Source organism: Arthrobacter sp. AL05, from assembly GCF_029960715.1.
Taxonomy (GTDB): domain Bacteria; phylum Actinomycetota; class Actinomycetes; order Actinomycetales; family Micrococcaceae; genus Arthrobacter.
On the sequence record NZ_JASBRC010000002.1, the window covers coordinates 17,365 to 34,636 of the forward strand.

Consider the following 17,272-nt stretch of genomic DNA (forward strand, 5'->3'; position numbering starts at 1 on the left):
TTAGTTTCCGACGAAGATGCCGTTGGCACGGCGGGCGGCGAGGTAGAGGACGATGGACAGGACGGAGAGGACCGCGACGTACACCGGGAAGACCCAGCCGGCGCCGACGGACTGCAGCCAGACCAGGAGGAAGGACGCGGTGCCGCCGAAGAGCGCGACGCCAATGCCGTAGCCCAGCGCCACACCGGTGCCGCGGCAGTTTTTGGGCATCAGCGAGGTGCTGACCACGTTGTAGAGGGTCATGTTCAGCACCAGGACGAGGGAACCGCCGAGCAGGACCGCGGCGAACCCGCCGATGCCGGGCTGGACGTACATCAGCATGAGGAAGACGGAAGGAATGGCCAGGATCCGGGTGACGAGGAACCAGCGGGACATGGACCGGCCGTCAGCCAGCTTCCCGATGATCCAGCTGCCCACCACGAGGATCACGCCCAGGACGGTGGTGAGGGCGAAGACAGCCGTGGGATCTTCCTTGAAGTTGCTGCGGGCGGCGCTGGGCAGCCCCACGTTCCAGGCGTAGTTGTAGGCCTGGGCCGCGCCGACAACAAAAACGATCGCCAGCACGGAAAGCCAGTGTTTACGGACCCCGGTCCAGACTGCGCCGGCGGAGTTGTTGGCCAGCTCTTCCGGGTTCATGGTTTCCGGCAAGGCGCGGCGAAGGTAAAGGACAACAAAGCCAAAGGCAGCGCCGATAAAGAACGGCACCCGCCAGCCCCAGTCACCCATCACGGCCCCGCCGAGCGTGAGGCTGCAGAGGAAGCTGACCAGTGAGGCGAGCAGGATGCCGATGTTGACGTAGAAGGACATGATCCCGGCGACGTAGCCTTCACGGCCTTCCGGAGCCAGCTCCACGGCGTGCGAGGTGGAGAGCGGGGCCTCGATGCCGGTGGAGATGCCCTGCAGGACGCGGCAGATGACGAGGATGATCCCGGCCCAAGCGCCGATCTCCTGGTAGCTGGGCGTGACGGCGATGACCAGGGTGGTGCCCGCCATCAGCATGATGGAGAGCAGCATCACCCGGCGCCGGCCGATCCGGTCGGCCAGGGTGCCCAGCAGCACGCCGCCGAGCGGCCGGAACGCGAACCCGACGGCGAAGACGGCGAGTGTGTTCAGGGTCGCGGAGAGGGGGTCGGTGCTTGGAAAGAAGTTCGGGCCAATGAACGCCGAGAGGAGGCCGAAGACCATCCAGTCGTACCATTCCAGGGCGTTGCCGAGGCCCAGGCTCAGCAGGCCCCTGCGGACTTCAGGGGCGAACTTCTTGGCGGCCGGGCGGGTGGTTGCCGCGACGTCGTCGTCGGGCTGCGGAGTGTTCAGCATGGGTGTTTCAAGCATGGAAGTGTCCTTACGCTTACGCCTTGGGGGCGTGGGAGGGTATGACGCATCGCCGTCCGGGGATTACGGTCGGTGGCTGCGAATGTGGCAAGGACTGTCGGCGGTCAGGGTCAGACAGCGACAGTGGGTGGGACGGTAGGGGCCGCTTGGGGTCGGCGCCGCTACCACGCGTGAGGTGCGTTAACCCAGATTGCTACGCATACCTCTTCGTAGCTGTTTTTGTACCAGTGCGGGGTGTCCGAGGCGAAAGTGATGGAATCGCCGGCCTCGAGCGAATAGCATTCCCCGTCCAGGAAAATGTCTTTCCGGCCGGAGAGGATGAGCCCGAACTCCTCGCCGCTGTGGCGGAAAGGAGTGGCGCTGGTGTCGTGGCCGGGCGGACTGACAATCCATTGGGCCTCGAGAGCGCCGTTAAGATCAGGCGTGAGCAGCTCATAGACCGCCTCGCCTACTGACTTCTTGGTGACGCCCTTCAGGTTGCGCCGATCGGCTTTGCGGACCACCGGGGACCTGGGCTTTTCCTGGCCGACAAAGAATTTCCCGACCGGGATGTCCAGGCCGTGGGCCAGTTGCGCCAGGGTGGTGAAGGACGGGTTGGCCAGGCCGCGTTCGATCTGGCTGACGATTGCCGGGCTGAGGCCCGTGATCTCCGAAAGCTTAGCGAGCGTCATGCCTTTTTCCTTGCGCATGGAGCGCACCTTGTTGCCGACGGTGGCAAGCAGTGCACTGGTAGCTACCGGGACGCTGCCCGTGGCGCTTTCGGTGGTCATTCGATGTCCTTCACTTGGTGAGCTGACTCACATAACTATAGTGAAGATTTTTAGCGGGTCAATGATTTTGCCCTAAGTAAAATGAAAATATTTACAGAAGCGAGGTTTTGCGACCCGCACCCTCCGCCGCTCGATGCATCCCGCCCGGACGCCGCCACACAGAAGCTGGTGCAGCAACTGCGCTTTTACGCAGTGGCTGCACCAGCAGGTAGAACGAATTTTCTGCTTACTATGAAACGGTACTCATTCGCGGCTCCCTTGGTCCCGGTGGTTCGTTTACCGGGTATTTGCGTCTTCGGCCAGATGCCTGGACATCAGCCAACCGGCGCCGGCCATTGCCAGGCCCAGGATCATAAAGGCCCAGGCATCGATGGCGTTCAGCGACAGGAAATTGGCCGCCGAACCCACCCCGACGATGAGCCCGTAGACGCTAAGGATGATGTACAGCAGGCCAAAGCCCATCAGGAAGTTCCGGGAACCCACGGGGTTCCGGGACATGGCCCAGCCGGTGGCGCCAATCGCGAGTTGAACGATGTTCAGCAGCATCGATACCTGGAACAGGCCCAGGAACAGGGCCGTGGATCCGGGTCCGAAGAACGCCAAGGAACTGTACTGCGTGGTGATGCCCGGGATGAATCCCAGGATGCCCACGACGATAAGGACGGTACCAACACCCATGCCGACGTTCTGGACATCTGTCCGTCCGAAGTGAACGCCGTGTGCATGTGGAGATGCGGTAGTCATTTTGTGCCTCCAACCACTGATTGCGGACACTCCAATTTTACGGCCGAGACAGGAAAAAAGCGCTGCTTCGTGTCGGTGTGGAATGCCGGATGAACCGTCGTCAGCGGGCGGAAGTGCAGTGAAGTGCGGCAGTTGCGCCTGTCGCACCGGCAGGGGGGGCGCGCGCGTGGCACCATGGAACACGATGAAACTGCGCGCTGATCAGACCGGGGAACGTGGACTTCCGATGCCGCTATGGCTGCAGGGAGCCCTCGAGTCCGCGCAGGCAGCCGTCATTTCCGCCCTGATGGTGGCCGCCCCGATTTTTGTCGTGTGGGCCACCGCGGGATTTCAGAACGGCGCCACCGACGTGCTGGCCCGCCTCTCAGGCCAGTCCTGGCTGCTTATCCACGGTGTTCCGCTACTGCTGGACACCGTTGGCATGGGCGCGACAGCCCAACCTCAGTCCGGCGTTTTGTCCCTTACCCCGCTGGGGTTGACGCTGATCCCGTTCCTGCTTGCCTGGCGCGCCGGCCGCCGGCTCGCCCGGGCCTCCTATACTGACCAGCTTTGGCAGGCGCTGCTGGGGTCCTCGCTGGTGTACGCAGGCTTTGGCCTGGCCACCGGCTTCATTTGCCGCACCGCCGACGTCGGCGTGGGCCTGTGGTCCGCCGCGCTTATCCCGTTGATCCCGTTCGGCACCGGCATGGTGGTCGGAGCCCGCCGCGAGGCCGGTTCCTGGAGCCGGCTGATCGGCGTCGACGCCGTCGCCTGGCTCTCCCGGACCAGTCAACACTCGCGCTGGGCCGGTTCCTACCTGGGCTCCGCGGTCAAAGCCGGCTTCGTGGCGCTGACAGCCAGCCTGGCGATGTGCTGCGTCCTGCTTGCCGTTACCCTGTTTATCCACTGGAACCTCGTGATCGCGGTCTACGAGGGGCTTGAGGCCGGACCCTTCGGGGGTGCCGCCCTGACCATCGCGCAGCTCGGATTCCTGCCCAACCTGGCGGTGGTCGCGCTCGCTTGGACGTCCGGGGCGGGCGTCGCCCTTGGCATCGGCTCCCAAGCGGGGGCGCTCGGCACCGCCGTCGGACCCCTGCCGTCGATCCCGGTGTTCGCGGCGCTGCCAGCCGGGACGCTGGACTATGCGGCGGCTGCGCTGGTGGTGCCGGTCCTCGCCGGCACGCTGGCCGGGTGGTGGTTCCTGCGCGAAGGCGAAAACCACTTTGACGAATGGCTCTCCATCAAGATCCACGCCCGCTGGTTCACGGCCACGGCTTCCACACTGGTGCTCGGCGCGATGGTAGGCAGCATCGCCGGGCTGCTCGGTGCCGGCCTGGCCTGGCTGGCCGGGGGATCCGCCGGGATCGGACGGCTCACCGAGATTGGTCCCGACCCGCTTCGGATGGCGGTGTTCCTGGCCGTGGAGGTCGCCGTCGGCGTCGTCATCGGCTCTGCCGCGGGACCGTGGCTGGAACGCCAGCAGACGCTGCGTGAATCGGAGCTGGAGACGGCATCCCGGTAACCGGGCGCCGTGTTTAGCGGAACTGGGGCAGCGATTTTTCCAGCTGGGTCTGGCAGATGGACGACGCGTACTGGGTGAGGGCGTGGCGGCTGCATTGCTGGTAGTCCCGGACCTGGTTGAAGAACAGCACTGAGGTCAGCAGCAGCACCACCTGGATGGCCACGACCACCAGACCGGAAATCGTCCCGAACAGCACCAGCTTGGATTCCTTGAGCCTGGCGTAGCGGACCAGCACCATAATTCCCAGTACGGCGGCAACGGCCGTGAGGAGTCCGCTGAGCCAGAGGTAGCTGATATCCAGCTGGTAGACGAAAAACGATCCCAGCACCGCCACGATAAAGCTCCGGAACAGCAGATGGGTTTTTGCCTGCGCGGCTTTGGCTGCGTCGCTGAGCGGGTGCTGGCCGCCCGGGCCGGAGGCGGAGTCGTTCGGGGGATTCATGTTTTCCAGCCTACGCGAGCGGCCCCATAAGCTAGGACCATGCGCATCGTAGTCCTCGTCTCCGGCACCGGGTCCAATCTCCAGGCCGTCATCGACGCTGTCGCGGCGGGCGATCTCGACGTCGGGATCGCCGCCGTCGGGGCGGACCGGCCCGGAACCTACGGGGTGCAGCGTGCTGCCGCCGCCGGCATCCCGACCTTCGAGGTGGACTTCAAGGCATATCCGGACCGGGCTGACTGGAACGCCGCGCTGACCGGTGCTGTCGCCGCGTATTCGCCCGACGTCGTGGTGTCCTCAGGCTTTATGCGGATTGTCAGCGCGGAGTTCATTGACTCGTTCGGCGGCAAATACCTCAACACCCACCCGGCCCTGCTGCCCTCATTCCCCGGCGCCCACGGGGTCCGCGATGCGCTCGCCTACGGCGTCAAGGTCACGGGCTGCACGGTGCACTGGGCCGACGCCGGCGTGGACACCGGGCCGATCATCGCCCAGGAAGCCGTGGCGGTCTCGGACGGCGAGACCGAGGAATCCCTGCACGAGCGGATCAAGGTCGTGGAGCGCCGGCTGCTGGTCGCCACGCTGGCCGCCCTCGCCGCCCCTCGACCCAACTAGCGCCCCCGCCCCCCAAGTAGCGCCCCCCCAACTAGCGCCCCCAACTGACTCGCAGCTAAGGCCGTTTTGGGCGCTCAAAACGGCCTTAGCTGCGAGTCAGTTGGGTTCACCCGCCATGGCTTGTGGATAACCCTCCGGCGAAGTCCTCGGCTTTGCGACGATGGGTCGATGAAGACACCGCGGCCGCTTCCGGCGCCGCTCGGACTGGCGCCCTTTACACTCCAGGAGGCACTTGATGCCGGAGCCAGCCGGCGCCGGCTCAGGCATCGCTCCCTGGATGTTCCGAGCCGCGGGATCCGGCTGCCGTCAAAACCGTCCGCCGCATTGGATCTGCAGGCTCGTCCCCTCACCCTTGTGACGCAATTCTCCGCAGCATCCCATGCGACAGCCTTTCTGATCTGGGACTTCCCGGGATTCCTGCCGGGCTCCTCTGCTCCAGGCATCCATATCTCCCGGCCGGACACGATGGCAATACCGCGGCGCAGGGGCGTGATCGGCCACGTCGGGCAGTTCTTCGACGACGAAATCACCCGGCTCGACGGCGTCCTGGTCACCACCCGGACCAGGACGTGGCTGGACTGTGCCCGAAAGATGAGCATCGACGAACTGACAGTGGTAGCGGACCATCTGCTGCGCCATCCCCGGCCTGCCTTTGAGAACCGGTCCGCGCCTTATGCCAGTCCGGAGCAACTCGCTGAGATGCTGGACCGGCACCGGGGTACGCCCGGCATCCGCAAGGCCCGGCTCGCCTTGGAGCAGGCCAGGATCGGCGCGGACTCGGGCCCGGAGACGAGGCTTCGGCTCGCACTGGGTCGCGCTGGCCTGCCGGAGCCGACACTGAACGCGGTCACGGTCCTGGGCTCCGGTATCGTACGTGAACCGGATATGGCCTATCCGGAGCACCGGGTTGCTGTGGAGTACGAGGGAGCCGTGCACTCAGCCGCGGCGCAGATCGTCCGGGACATCGCCAGGGAAGAGGATTTCAACGGCGCCGGTTGGATCCTGGTCCGAATCTCGAAACGGCACATGGAGAACGACGCACGCGCCGCCGTCGCCAAGGTGCTGACTGCCCTCGCCGGCCGCGGCTGGCAGCCCAACTGACTCGCAGCTCAGGTCGTTTTGAGCCCCCAAAACGACCTGAGCTGCGAGTCAGTTGGGAACGGTGGTACGGGGGAGTGGGAACGGAGCGGGGGAAGGCGAGCGGGAGCTAGGCGAGCTGGCGCTGCTTCGTTTCGGGAGCGAAGAACGCCATCCACAGCACACTGAGCAGCACCAACCCGCCGGCGAGGGCGAATGACGTCGCCAGACCCAGCTCCGGCCACAGGAACGCCGCGAAAATCAGCGGACCGAACCCTGCGCCGAGCCGGGAGAACGTCGAGGCCCAGCCAAAGCCCGAGCCGCGCAGTTCGGTCGGATACAGCTCGGAAACATAGGTGTAAAGCACCGGAATGGCTACCTGGACCACAAAGCCAAAGACCAGCAGCCAGAACACGGCCGCCGTCGGGATGTCCACCACAAACGCCACGATCACCAGGGTCAGCGCGGAGAGCGGTCCGGTGATTGCCAGGATCCACTTCCGTCCCACCCGTTCCACCAGCAGCGCGGCCACCACCACACCCAGGAGCCCGACGGCGGCCATGGAGGCGGTGGTGAGGAAGGCCTTGTACTCCTCGAAGCCGGCGCCGATCAGGATCCTCGGCATCCAGGTCAGCGACAGGTAGTAGACGAGCAGGATGCTGAAGAACAGGGACCACGCCGCCGTTGTGATCTTCCAGTTGTACTGCCAGAGCGCGCGCAGTTGGGTCCAGGCGCTGCCGGCGGAGAGCCGGGGCGCGTCTTGTGCCTCGGGCAGGCTGTAGGCGCGGGGCTCGGCCCCGGTCGCGGCGACGAGGTCGTCTATCACCTTGGCGGCTTCCTCCCGGCGGCCGTTGCGGATCAGGAACAGCGGGGACTCGGGGACGCTGCGGCGGACCCAGAACACCAGCAACGCCGGAAGCACCATCACCAGCATGGTCAGCCGCCAGTCCCCGTAAAGCGCCACCAGCCCGGCGGACACAAATCCGCACAACGCGGCCCCGATCGGCCACCAGCCGTCCATCGCGGTGAGGACCTTGCCGCGCTGTTTGCGGGGCGTGAATTCGCCCACCAGGGCATAGTCCACCGGGATGCAGCCGCCCAAACCGAAGCCGGCCATAAACCGGAACACCACAAACCAGAGGAAGTCGGGGGAGAAGGCGCCGAACACCGTAAACACCGAGAAGATCAACAACGTGGCGGTGAACGCCTTTTTGCGCCCTATGGTGTCCGCGATGGTGCCCCAGACGAATGCGCCCAGGGCCATGCCGATAAGGTTCGAGGCTCCGATCCAGGCGGCCTCCCCGGGGCTCAGGGACCAGTGCTTGGACAACAGCGGAATGAGGATGCCGTTGAGCGTGACGTCCCAGGCATCGAACATAAAGCCCAGGCCGCCGATCAGAAAGATCCGGCCCTGCACACGCCAGCGCCACGGCAGTTCCTGGACCACCTGTTCGCCGCTGGGCACAGTGGTGTATGTATTCATTAAAGCCTCCTGGGAAATTCTACGTGGCCCTCCGCCGCTGCGCTGCGCTTCATAACTCCGGCGCGCGGGAAGTCCCGGCGGCCCGACACGATAAACTGTGCCCATCCCCACCACCCGCGGCCCAGCCGCGATATAAGACGGAGACTTTTGTGAGCTTCACGCCGCTTGACCGTGTATCCATCGACCGTGTCCCCATCCGCCGGGCCCTGATTTCGGTCTACGACAAGACCGGTCTGGAGGAGCTCGCGAGGGGCCTGCACGAAGCCGGCGTCAAGATTGTCTCCACCGGCTCCACCGCCAAAAAGATTGCCGCCGCAGGCATTCCGGTGCAGGAAGTCGAGGAAGTCACCGGCTCGCCGGAAATGCTCGACGGCCGCGTCAAGACCCTGCACCCGCGCGTGCACGGCGGCATCCTCGCCGACCGCCGCGTCCCGGCCCATATGGAGACGCTCGCGTCGTTGGACATCGAGCCGTTCGACCTGGTGGTGGTGAACCTCTACCCCTTCGTGGAAACCGTGAAGTCCGGCGCTGCGCAGGACGACGTCGTTGAGCAGATCGACATCGGGGGCCCGGCGATGGTGCGTTCGGCCGCGAAGAACCACGCCGCCGTCACCATTGTGGTGGACCCCTCCTCGTACAACGACGTCGTTGCTGCCGCCGCCTCCGGCGGCTTTGACCTGAAGGCCCGGCGCCGGCTCGCCGCCAAGGCCTTCGCGCACACCGCCGCCTATGACACTGCCGTGGCCGGCTGGACTGCCAGCCAGTTCCTCGACGAGGACGGCGACGGCGTCATCGATTGGCCTGCCTACGCCGGACTGGCCCTGGAACGGTCCGAGGTGCTGCGCTACGGCGAAAATCCGCACCAGCAGGCCGCCCTCTACGTGGACAAGGCCGCCCCGGCCGGCATCGCCCAGGCCGACCAGCTGCACGGCAAGGCAATGAGCTACAACAACTTCGTCGACGCTGACGCCGCCCTGCGCGCTGCGTTCGACTTCGCTGAGCCCGCCGTTGCGGTCATCAAGCATGCCAACCCCTGCGGTGTGGCTGTGGGTTCCGCCTCCGCCGCCGACCCGATTGCGGACGCGCACGCCAAGGCGCACGCCTGCGATCCGGTCTCCGCATTTGGCGGCGTGATCGCGGCCAACCGCACCGTCACCGCCGGCATGGCGCGGACCGTCGCCGGCATCTTCACCGAGGTAGTGATTGCCCCGGGTTTCGAGGACGAAGCGGTGGAAATCCTGTCCAAGAAGAAGAATATCCGCCTCCTGGCCCTGCCCGAAGGTTACGGCCGTTACCCGACGGAGTTCCGCCAGGTTTCCGGCGGCATGCTGGTCCAGGCCACGGACAAGGTAGACGCCGAGGGTGATGACCCGGCCAACTGGACCCTCGCCGCCGGTGACGCCGCGGATCCCGGGACGCTTGCGGACCTCGCCTTCGCCTGGACCGCCTGCCGGGCCGCCAAATCCAATGCCATCCTGCTGGCACAGAACGGCGCCGCCGTGGGCATCGGCATGGGCCAGGTCAACCGGCTCGATTCCTGCAAGCTCGCCGTCGAGCGGGCCAACTCACTCGGCGTGAGCGTGGACTCCGAGGTTGATGGCGCGGGCGGCGCCTCGAACGCCGACGCCACGGGTGCCCCGGAACGTGCCCGTGGTGCCGTGGCGGCGTCGGACGCGTTTTTCCCGTTCGCAGACGGGCTCCAGATCCTGATCGACGCCGGCGTCCGCGCCGTGGTGCAGCCAGGCGGCTCGGTTCGGGACGATGAGGTCATCGCCGCGGCCAATGCGGCCGGCATCACGATGTACTTCACCGGCGCCCGGCACTTCTTCCACTAGGGGATCGCGTTCCACTGGGGATCGCGAGCACGCTTTCTGCGGGCCCGGCTTCACCAAGAATGGACATGTCCTCCCTTTCCGGGGGACATGTCCATTCTTCGCGGCACGGGCTGGGCACAATGGGATTATGTCCAGTCCTGGGCCTGTACGGCGGGCATGTCCCGCCGGCCGGATCCATCGCCGCGTCCATCGCCGCCGTCCATCCTTGCGTCCATCATCAGGCCAATCCCCCGGATACGGCAACGCGGTGCCACGGCGGCCCATCCCCGCTGCTGGAGATGGACCGCGCATGACCCCGCGCTGGTGTGGGTGTGGCTGCTTGTCCTAGGAAGCGGCCGCGGTGTTGTAGGCCTGCTGGATGACGGATCCCCAGTACGGGCCGAACATGGTGGTGGAGTTACTGCCGTAGCCGTAGCTGTTGACAGAGTTCTGGTAGCCGGTGGAGCTGGTTCCAATAAACCACGGGCCACCCGAGGAACCGCCGGTCATGTTGCACGGAATGCCCTGGGTATTGAATTGCGGGTTGGAGGAGTCGTTGACGGCGGTGCCGCTGCAGCTCTTGAGGGACTCACCGTTGAAGGGTGCGGCCGCGGGGTAGCCGAATGCCTTGTAGGCCAGGCCGCGGGCAGCGCTGAACTTCACGCCCGAGGCACCGACGGCATCCGCAAGCTTCTGGCCGTTGAGGGTGTTCATCACCGCGAAGCCGGTGTCGTACGTCATGTCGCCGCCGGAGCTCCACTGTGTCGGGGCGTAGAGGGCCTTGGCCGTCCACATGCCGTAGGGTGCGGACCCGTTGAGGTAGGCCGGGACAAACGTGAACTTGGTGGCGAAGGCACCCGGGCCCTCGTTGATGCAGTGGCCGGCCGTAGAGACGGTGCTTTTGTTCGTGGCGGAGACCGAATTGCCGGAGCACACGTAGTTAGTGCCGCCGAGCGTAAAAAAGACCTTGCCGATGTGCTTGACCGGAGTTTCGCTGGCGTTCGCCTTGGTCTGGATATCCGCCCCCTGTTTCTTCGGGGCAAGGGCCTCGACGGTACCCGGCGCTCCAGCCGCCGGGCGGTTCAGCGCGGCCTTTGACCCGGCGCCGCGCTGCACCGCTTTTTCGGCCAGCACGTCACCGGGGGCGGCGTTGCGCATCCGCTCCGCCGTCCAGTACTCCGCGCCGCCCGTTTCGAGAACGGCGTGGCTGGTGACACCCGACGCTTCCGTCGGTGCGTTGCCGGATGCCGGGGCTGCGTTCGCCGCGCCCGCGGCGCTCAACGCCAACAGCGCTGCTGCCGAGATGCTGAGCAGGCTGGTGGCCAGAGTCTTGGGTGTTCTCATGGGTGTCCTAACCGGTGGAGATCGGGACGGCCGGTGGTAGCGGCCGCGGTGATGGGAACGAAACTACGGCACTTTGACGAATCTGTAAAGTATCTTGTCAATTTTTGTCACGACCCGGCGGGGATGTCACGGACCCGTCGGAGCACGACGCCGGTAGGTGGCAACCGCGCTCCCTCGGGTAAGTTAGGGGGTGTTGAAATGGCACAAAATTCCGGAAATACCCAGACCTTCAGGGAGACGCCCGAGCAATGGCAAAGATTATCTATACCCACACCGACGAAGCGCCGATGCTGGCAACCTATTCGTTCTTGCCGATTGTCGAAGCCTTCGCTTCGACGGCCGGTGTGGCAGTGGAGACCCGCGACATTTCGCTGGCCGGCCGCATCATCGCCGCGTTTGGCGACTACCTCACCGAAGAGCAGCGTGTCAGTGACGCCCTGGCCGAACTTGGTGCACTGGTCAAGCAGCCCGAAGCCAACATCATCAAGCTGCCCAACATCAGCGCGTCGACGCCTCAGCTGAAGGCCGCCGTCGCGGAACTCCAGGCCCAGGGCTACGCCCTGCCGGACTACCCGGACAACCCCTCCTCGGACGAAGAGACGGACGTCCGCTCCCGCTACGACAAGATCAAGGGTTCCGCCGTCAACCCGGTGCTGCGTGAAGGCAACTCGGACCGCCGCGCACCCCTCTCGGTCAAGGCCTACGCCCGCCAGAACCCGCACAGCATGGGCGCCTGGAGCTCCGCGTCGAAGACCAACGTGGCTACCATGGATGCCGAGGATTTCCGCTCCAACGAGAAATCCGTGGTCATCGAGGCCGACGGAAAAGTCAAGATCCAGCTGGTCAAGGCCGACGGCACGGTCAAGGTCCTCAAGCGGGCCTTCCCCGTCCTGGCCGGCGAGGTCATCGACGGTACAGTGATGCGCGCGGCCGCCCTGGACACCTTCCTCGCGGCCCAGGTGGCACGGGCCAAGGACGAGGGTGTGCTGTTCTCCGCCCACCTCAAGGCGACCATGATGAAAATCTCGGACCCGATCATCTTCGGCCATGTTGTCACCGCTTACTTCTCGGAACTCTTTGACAGCTACGGTGCCCAGATCGCCGCCGCAGGACTGAGCCCGAACAACGGCCTGGCCTCGATCCTCAATGGCCTTGAGGACCTCCCCGAGGAGATCCGCGGCGAAGTTGAAGCGGCTATCAAGAAGGGCCTCAACGACGGGCCTGAGCTGGCCATGGTTGACTCCGACAAGGGCATCACCAACCTGCACGTGCCCTCCGACGTGATCGTGGACGCCTCCATGCCGGCCATGATCCGCAGCTCCGGCCACATGTGGGGCCGTGACGGCCAGGAGGCCGACACGCTCGCCGTCTTGCCGGACAGCAGCTACGCCGGTATCTACCAGGTGGTCATCGACGACTGCCGCGCCCACGGTGCCTTTGACCCGACCACGATGGGTACCGTCCCGAACGTCGGCCTGATGGCCCAGGCCGCAGAGGAATACGGCAGCCACGACAAGACTTTCGAGATCCAGTCCGCGGGCACCGTCCAGCTCATTGACGACGCCGGCACCGTGCTGATCGAGCACCAGGTCGCCCCGGGTGATATCTGGCGTGCCTGCCAGACCAAGGATGTGCCGATCCGTGACTGGGTCAAGCTGGCCGTCACCCGTGCACGCGCCTCGGCCATGCCGGCTATTTTCTGGCTGGATAAGAGCCGTGCCCATGACGCCCGGATGATCGCCAAGGTTGAGGAGTACCTCAAGGACTACGACACCGAGGGCCTGCAGCTCGCCATTATGACCCCGGAAGATGCCACGGCCTTTACCTTGGAACGAATCCGCAAGGGCGAAGACACCATCTCGGTGACCGGGAACGTGCTGCGCGACTACCTGACGGACCTGTTCCCGATCCTGGAACTGGGCACCAGCGCCAAGATGCTCTCAGTGGTTCCGTTGATCAACGGCGGCGGACTGTTCGAAACCGGCGCCGGCGGGTCCGCCCCGAAGCACGTCCAGCAGCTGCTCAGCGAAAACCACCTGCGCTGGGACAGCCTGGGTGAGTTCCTGGCCCTCGCCGTCAGCTTCGAGCACCTTGCCACCTCCACGGACAACGCCCGTGCGCAGATCCTGGCCGACACCCTGGACCGCGCCACCGGGACCTTCCTGTTGGAGAACAAGTCCCCTAAGCGCAAGGCCGGCGAGCTTGATAACCGCGGCAGCCACTTCTACCTGGCCAAGTTCTGGGCCCAGGAACTGTCCCGCCAGACCGACGACGCCGAGCTGGCCGCAGCGTTTGCCGCAGTCTCCGGGGCGCTGGACTCCGGTGAGGACACTATCATCGGCGAGCTTCTGGCAGTCCAGGGTTCCCCGGTGGACCTCGGCGGCTACTACCACCCGGACGAGGCCAAGGTCACCGCCGCCATGCGGCCGTCGGCGAAGTTCAGCGACGTGCTCTCCATGCTCGGCTAGCAGCCGTCCGGCGACACACAACGCCCCGCCTTCCGAAAGGAACGCGGGGCGTTGTGCCGTCTCGGCTCGGGCTGCTCGGGCGGCTCGGGCTGCTCGGGCGGCCCGGGCGGCTTGGCCACCGTGGTTGGACCCGGCGTCGTCCGGGCCGAGCTGACGGTCCAGTGGACTGACTCAGTCCTTGCCCTTGCCCTTTCCCTTGGCCTTGCCGGTGTCGGCCGGCGGTTCCGCCGGCGCTGCAGGCGCGATCGCGGGCGCAGGAGCTGAGGCGGCGGCTTGGGCCTGGGCGGCGGCCGCTGCGGCCTGCGCGGCAGCTTGGGCCTGGGCCGCCGCTTCCTGTTCGGCGGCGACCCGCGCCGCTTCGGCGGCCGCCTGCTTGGCGTTGAGGTCCGTGCGGACGGTATCGATGGACTTCCGGATGCTCTGGTGGCGTTGGAAGGACACCTCGCCGCGGCCGGCCGCCTCGTCCAGTTTCTGGACGAGCCCGTCCAGTTGCCGCAGGGCCGCTGCCGGATCGTTGGCGGCGGCTGCTTCGGTCACGGTAAGGACCTGCGATTGCAGTTCCCGGGCGGCATCGCCGTTTAGCTCCGGGGCCGCGGCGCAGCCGGAAACCGTGCCGCAGAGCAACACGATGGCGAGGACCACCTTGCCGAGGAGCCGGCCGGCGGCGGACGGGCCGGGGCGGCAGGGACGGTTTCCCCGGGCCGGCTGGATGGTCGGCTTCATGGTTCCACCTTGTCCTGGAGTTCCTGCAGGTGCTGGCCGAGGTCCCCGGTCACGGCCGGATAGGGAACGACGGCGGGTGGTTCCGGTGCCGAGAGCGCTACGCCGACGGCGAGGATCCCGGCCGCCAACGCCAGGGGTATAAGGAAGAGCAGCATCCGGGTGCTGCGCCGGGCCCGCCCGAAGCGAACCGCGGATCGGGCCCGCCCGAAGGGAACGGCGGATCGCGCCGGCCGGGAGCCGGTTTTCGACGGCGGCAAGGACACGGTGTCCGGGTCGAGCCGGTGCAGGGACCGGGTGCCGGTGGCGGGGCCGCCGAGGTTGTTCGACGCGGCAGGCCGGCCCTGGCCTGCGTCGTGACCGGGGGAGGGCGGCAGTGGCGGCCGGGCCGGCGGTGCCGGAAGTACCCGGGTGCGTTCTTCAACGAGGAGTCCCGGGAGGGACCGGGGCGAAATCAGGGCGTGACGCAACACCACCTCAAGTTCGGCGGCAGTCGGCCGGCTCTGCGGATCCAGCGCCGTCATGGCCCGGATGAGCCGGGCCCACGCGGCCGGCACCGAATCGGGGATGGCCGGGGCACGGTGCAGCCTCGCGACGGCGGATTCCACGGCGTTGCCCGGATACTCGACGTCGCCTTTGATCGCTTCGAGCAGCACCAGCCCCAACGAATAGATGTCACTGGCAGGGCCGAGGTCCGCGCCCCGGGCCTGTTCCGGACTTAGGTAGGCGGCGGTGCCCACCATCGTGCCGGTGGCGGTCAGCCGGGTTCCGTCCATGATGCGGGCGATCCCAAAATCCGTGAGTTTTGGTCGCAGCGGCTCCCCGGGCCGGAGCGGAACCAGCATGATGTTGGCCGGTTTAATGTCCCGGTGAATGATCCCGAGTGAATGTACGTAGGCCAGGGCGTCTGACAGGCCGGCCCCGATGACCGCTATCTCATCGAGCGGCAGCGGGCTGTGCCGGATCCGGGCGCGGAGGTCCTGCCCGTCCACCAGCTCCATGGTCAGGAACGGCCGGGGTTCCCCGGGAACGCGGGTATCGACACCGGAGTCGAAGAGGGTCACCAGGCCCGGATGGTTCAGAGTTGCCAGCAACTGCACCTCCGCCTCCTGGCGCCGGATGTCTTCCGGATCCGTGGACTTCGGCGCAAAGAGTTTGAGGGCCACGTCCCGGCCCAGGTTCGTATCCTTGGCGGAGTAGACCGAAGCCATGCCGCCCCGGCCGATCATCTCGGCCAGCAGGTAGCGACCACCGACGAGTGTTGCGGTGTCGTAATTGGGCGAACTCGTCACACTGGTCCCCGTCCGTTCCCGTGCGCCAAGGCGGCGCCTCCCAAGAATGATACCGGGACGGCACGGCCCCCCGGATGGCGGCCGCGGACCGACGGCTGCCATCCGGGGCCAAACGTTGCCGGAACGCGATTGCCGGTGAGTCCCCCAGCGGACCCACCGACGTCGCCCGGCCCCACGAAGGCCTGGTCGGAAGGCGTTAGCGTCCTACGGCGGATGCCGCCCCGCCGGCCGGGGCGACGGTCTGCGGCGCGTTGGCGGTCCGGCAGGCGGGTTCGCTTCGGGTTTGGGCTCTGCCGGTGTCAGCGCGGGGGCGGCGGAAGGGTGGGTGCCGCAATGACGGCAGCGGACCATGGCGTCCATTGGGGATCTCCTGAATGACTGTTGGCGGGCGCTCACAAGCGCCCGGTTGGCCGTGCACAGTGGAGGTAGGGGACGGCCGATTAGTCGGGAGATGAACCCGGGTCCGCAGCGGCGGCCGGGTGTGCGTGCTGGAGCGGGCCGCGGATCGGTTCAGCGGCGGCCGTGGGAATGATCAAGTACAGGCTGGGAAGCCAAGCGGCGCCACCTGAAGGCCCGCCGGAGGAGATGGTGTTGCCGGAGCCCGAACCCGGCGCGGCGGGCAGGGCAGTGGGTGTCGGTAGATTCTTCTCGTTATGAAAAGGGGCGCGGGGTGCTTGGCCCGCAGGGGACTGGGGTGCCTTTGCGCCCGGGCCGGAGCCCGATGCGGGAACGGAGTCTGGTTTCTGTCCGTCCGCTCTCGGCCGCGTTGCGGTATCCAGAGCCGGTGGGTAGGTGCTGCCGGAATAGAACCCGGCGGGAACGGCTGACGGGGCAGGACCCCGCGCGGCCAGGGCTACGTCGAGTGCCGCGGATGCCGGGTCCGAAGCCGGCGGCACCGGACCGGGAAGCGCCGGGTCACCAGGAGTCCGGTCCGTCGCCGCCGGCGGTGCCGTGGGGACGGTGGATGTTGCGGCCGGCTGCGTCGATTCGGGACCGGCGACCGAAGGGTCGTTCGGAACAGGACCCGCTGCGGGGACGGCGACCGGGAGGGTCGGGTCGGGGACGGGGACCGGGTCCGGGACAGTGACCGGGTCGGGAACCGGGAGGGTCGGGTCGGGGACCGGGACCGGGTCCGGGACAGTGACCGGGAGGGTCGGATCGGGGACCGGGACGGGGGTCGGGTCGGGGACCAGGACCGGGTCGGGGACAGTGACCGGGAGCGGCGGCACCTCGACGACCGGGGACAGTACCACTGTAGGGTCCGCCGCCGGGACCGTCGTCCACGGCACATCCGCGGCTGCTGCGGCATCCGTCACGGCGTCTGCCACCGCATCCGAAGCTGCCCCGGCGGGGGCAGGAAGGTAGGCGGCCGGGTCGGGAGGTAGGGGGACCACTGCAACGTCCACGATCGTTGCGGCCGAGGCCGGAGCGGAGGCGGCCGAGTCGTCTGCGGTGGCAACTGACGCGGAGACAGCCAGCCAGGCGACGCCGGCGAGGCTTCCCAAGATCATCCGCCGGAGCGGGCGGCGCGTGCGGAACGGCGCTGATGTTGAGTCCATGCCTGCACCCCACTCCCGCGAAATCCCGATGGTTGCCTCTAGGATAAGCCCGCACTCGGGGTGCTAGTCCAGAGCCCGCCGTAAAATCGATGCAGGCCGGGGCGGCGGGAACGC

Annotated in this window: 14 protein-coding genes; 5 read left to right on the forward strand and 9 right to left on the reverse strand. The window is 66.8% G+C overall.

Features of this window, described 5'->3' with window-relative positions; genetic code table 11:
* The 3 genes from QK287_RS02480 to QK287_RS02490 all read right to left on the reverse strand — a co-directional run bounded on the left by QK287_RS02480 (position 1) and on the right by QK287_RS02490 (position 2,846).
* Positions 1 to 1,317: an MFS transporter gene (locus tag QK287_RS02480; protein ID WP_226776313.1), complete on the reverse strand. Its 1,317-nt coding sequence runs from the start codon at positions 1,315 to 1,317 to the stop codon at positions 1 to 3.
* A gap of 176 nt (positions 1,318 to 1,493) precedes the next feature.
* Positions 1,494 to 2,102: a cupin domain-containing protein gene (locus QK287_RS02485; protein ID WP_226776300.1), complete on the reverse strand. Its 609-nt coding sequence runs from the start codon at positions 2,100 to 2,102 to the stop codon at positions 1,494 to 1,496.
* A 276-nt stretch (positions 2,103 to 2,378) separates the two neighbouring features.
* Positions 2,379 to 2,846 (reverse strand): DUF4383 domain-containing protein, encoded by a 468-nt coding sequence (locus QK287_RS02490; RefSeq protein WP_226776299.1) that lies wholly within the window; start codon positions 2,844 to 2,846, stop codon positions 2,379 to 2,381.
* Positions 2,847 to 3,030: 184 nt separating this feature from the next.
* Between QK287_RS02490 and QK287_RS02495 the strand changes: the two genes are divergently transcribed.
* Positions 3,031 to 4,347, forward strand: coding sequence for a DUF6350 family protein (locus QK287_RS02495; protein ID WP_226776298.1), 1,317 nt, complete (start codon positions 3,031 to 3,033; stop codon positions 4,345 to 4,347).
* Between the two features lie 13 nt (positions 4,348 to 4,360).
* Here QK287_RS02495 and QK287_RS02500 read toward each other — a convergent pair whose 3' ends face one another.
* Positions 4,361 to 4,789 carry a hypothetical protein gene (locus QK287_RS02500; RefSeq protein ID WP_226776297.1) on the reverse strand — a complete coding sequence of 143 codons (429 nt, stop codon included), beginning with the start codon at positions 4,787 to 4,789 and terminating at the stop codon, positions 4,361 to 4,363.
* Positions 4,790 to 4,828: 39 nt separating this feature from the next.
* Between QK287_RS02500 and purN the strand changes: the two genes are divergently transcribed.
* Positions 4,829 to 5,401, forward strand: coding sequence for a phosphoribosylglycinamide formyltransferase (gene purN, locus QK287_RS02505; RefSeq protein WP_226776296.1), 573 nt, complete (start codon positions 4,829 to 4,831; stop codon positions 5,399 to 5,401).
* Between the two features lie 168 nt (positions 5,402 to 5,569).
* Positions 5,570 to 6,502 (forward strand): hypothetical protein, encoded by a 933-nt coding sequence (locus QK287_RS02510; RefSeq protein ID WP_226775969.1) that lies wholly within the window; start codon positions 5,570 to 5,572, stop codon positions 6,500 to 6,502.
* Positions 6,503 to 6,608: 106 nt separating this feature from the next.
* Here QK287_RS02510 and QK287_RS02515 read toward each other — a convergent pair whose 3' ends face one another.
* Positions 6,609 to 7,961: an MFS transporter gene (locus tag QK287_RS02515; protein WP_282359067.1), complete on the reverse strand. Its 1,353-nt coding sequence runs from the start codon at positions 7,959 to 7,961 to the stop codon at positions 6,609 to 6,611.
* Positions 7,962 to 8,110: 149 nt separating this feature from the next.
* Here QK287_RS02515 and purH point away from each other — a divergent pair, with 149 nt between their 5' ends.
* The gene (purH, locus tag QK287_RS02520; protein WP_282359069.1) at positions 8,111 to 9,796 is read left to right on the forward strand and encodes a bifunctional phosphoribosylaminoimidazolecarboxamide formyltransferase/IMP cyclohydrolase; all 1,686 of its coding nucleotides are present in this window, start codon (positions 8,111 to 8,113) and stop codon (positions 9,794 to 9,796) included.
* 324 nt (positions 9,797 to 10,120) lie between these two features.
* Here the strand turns inward: purH and QK287_RS02525 are convergent, their stop codons facing one another.
* Positions 10,121 to 11,119 (reverse strand): hypothetical protein, encoded by a 999-nt coding sequence (locus tag QK287_RS02525; RefSeq protein ID WP_282359070.1) that lies wholly within the window; start codon positions 11,117 to 11,119, stop codon positions 10,121 to 10,123.
* 248 nt (positions 11,120 to 11,367) lie between these two features.
* Between QK287_RS02525 and QK287_RS02530 the strand changes: the two genes are divergently transcribed.
* A complete protein-coding gene (locus QK287_RS02530) occupies positions 11,368 to 13,587 on the forward strand; it encodes an NADP-dependent isocitrate dehydrogenase (protein ID WP_282359071.1) in 2,220 nt (739 codons plus the stop codon).
* Between the two features lie 171 nt (positions 13,588 to 13,758).
* Here the strand turns inward: QK287_RS02530 and QK287_RS02535 are convergent, their stop codons facing one another.
* The 3 genes from QK287_RS02535 to QK287_RS02545 form a co-directional block, all read right to left on the reverse strand.
* Positions 13,759 to 14,310, reverse strand: coding sequence for a mucin-associated surface protein (locus tag QK287_RS02535; protein ID WP_282359072.1), 552 nt, complete (start codon positions 14,308 to 14,310; stop codon positions 13,759 to 13,761).
* Positions 14,307 to 15,599: a serine/threonine-protein kinase gene (locus QK287_RS02540; RefSeq protein WP_282359073.1), complete on the reverse strand. Its 1,293-nt coding sequence runs from the start codon at positions 15,597 to 15,599 to the stop codon at positions 14,307 to 14,309. Before QK287_RS02540 ends, QK287_RS02535 begins: the two co-directional genes overlap by 4 nt.
* 440 nt (positions 15,600 to 16,039) lie before the next feature.
* A complete protein-coding gene (locus QK287_RS02545; protein ID WP_282359074.1) occupies positions 16,040 to 17,158 on the reverse strand; it encodes a hypothetical protein in 1,119 nt (372 codons plus the stop codon).
* Between the last annotated feature and the right edge of the window lie 114 nt (positions 17,159 to 17,272).

What these genes read in the sequence shown, in the direction of transcription:
- QK287_RS02480 (WP_226776313.1), bottom strand. Translation starts at nt 1,317, where the DNA reads ATGCTGAACACTCCGCAGCCCGACGACGACGTCGCGGCAACCACCCGC.
- QK287_RS02485 (WP_226776300.1), bottom strand. Translation starts at nt 2,102, where the DNA reads ATGACCACCGAAAGCGCCACGGGCAGCGTCCCGGTAGCTACCAGTGCA.
- QK287_RS02490 (WP_226776299.1), bottom strand. Translation starts at nt 2,846, where the DNA reads ATGACTACCGCATCTCCACATGCACACGGCGTTCACTTCGGACGGACA.
- QK287_RS02495 (WP_226776298.1), top strand. Translation starts at nt 3,031, where the DNA reads ATGAAACTGCGCGCTGATCAGACCGGGGAACGTGGACTTCCGATGCCG.
- QK287_RS02500 (WP_226776297.1), bottom strand. Translation starts at nt 4,789, where the DNA reads ATGAATCCCCCGAACGACTCCGCCTCCGGCCCGGGCGGCCAGCACCCG.
- purN (WP_226776296.1), top strand. Translation starts at nt 4,829, where the DNA reads ATGCGCATCGTAGTCCTCGTCTCCGGCACCGGGTCCAATCTCCAGGCC.
- QK287_RS02510 (WP_226775969.1), top strand. Translation starts at nt 5,570, where the DNA reads ATGAAGACACCGCGGCCGCTTCCGGCGCCGCTCGGACTGGCGCCCTTT.
- QK287_RS02515 (WP_282359067.1), bottom strand. Translation starts at nt 7,961, where the DNA reads ATGAATACATACACCACTGTGCCCAGCGGCGAACAGGTGGTCCAGGAA.
- QK287_RS02525 (WP_282359070.1), bottom strand. Translation starts at nt 11,119, where the DNA reads ATGAGAACACCCAAGACTCTGGCCACCAGCCTGCTCAGCATCTCGGCA.
- QK287_RS02530 (WP_282359071.1), top strand. Translation starts at nt 11,368, where the DNA reads ATGGCAAAGATTATCTATACCCACACCGACGAAGCGCCGATGCTGGCA.
- QK287_RS02535 (WP_282359072.1), bottom strand. Translation starts at nt 14,310, where the DNA reads ATGAAGCCGACCATCCAGCCGGCCCGGGGAAACCGTCCCTGCCGCCCC.
- QK287_RS02545 (WP_282359074.1), bottom strand. Translation starts at nt 17,158, where the DNA reads ATGGACTCAACATCAGCGCCGTTCCGCACGCGCCGCCCGCTCCGGCGG.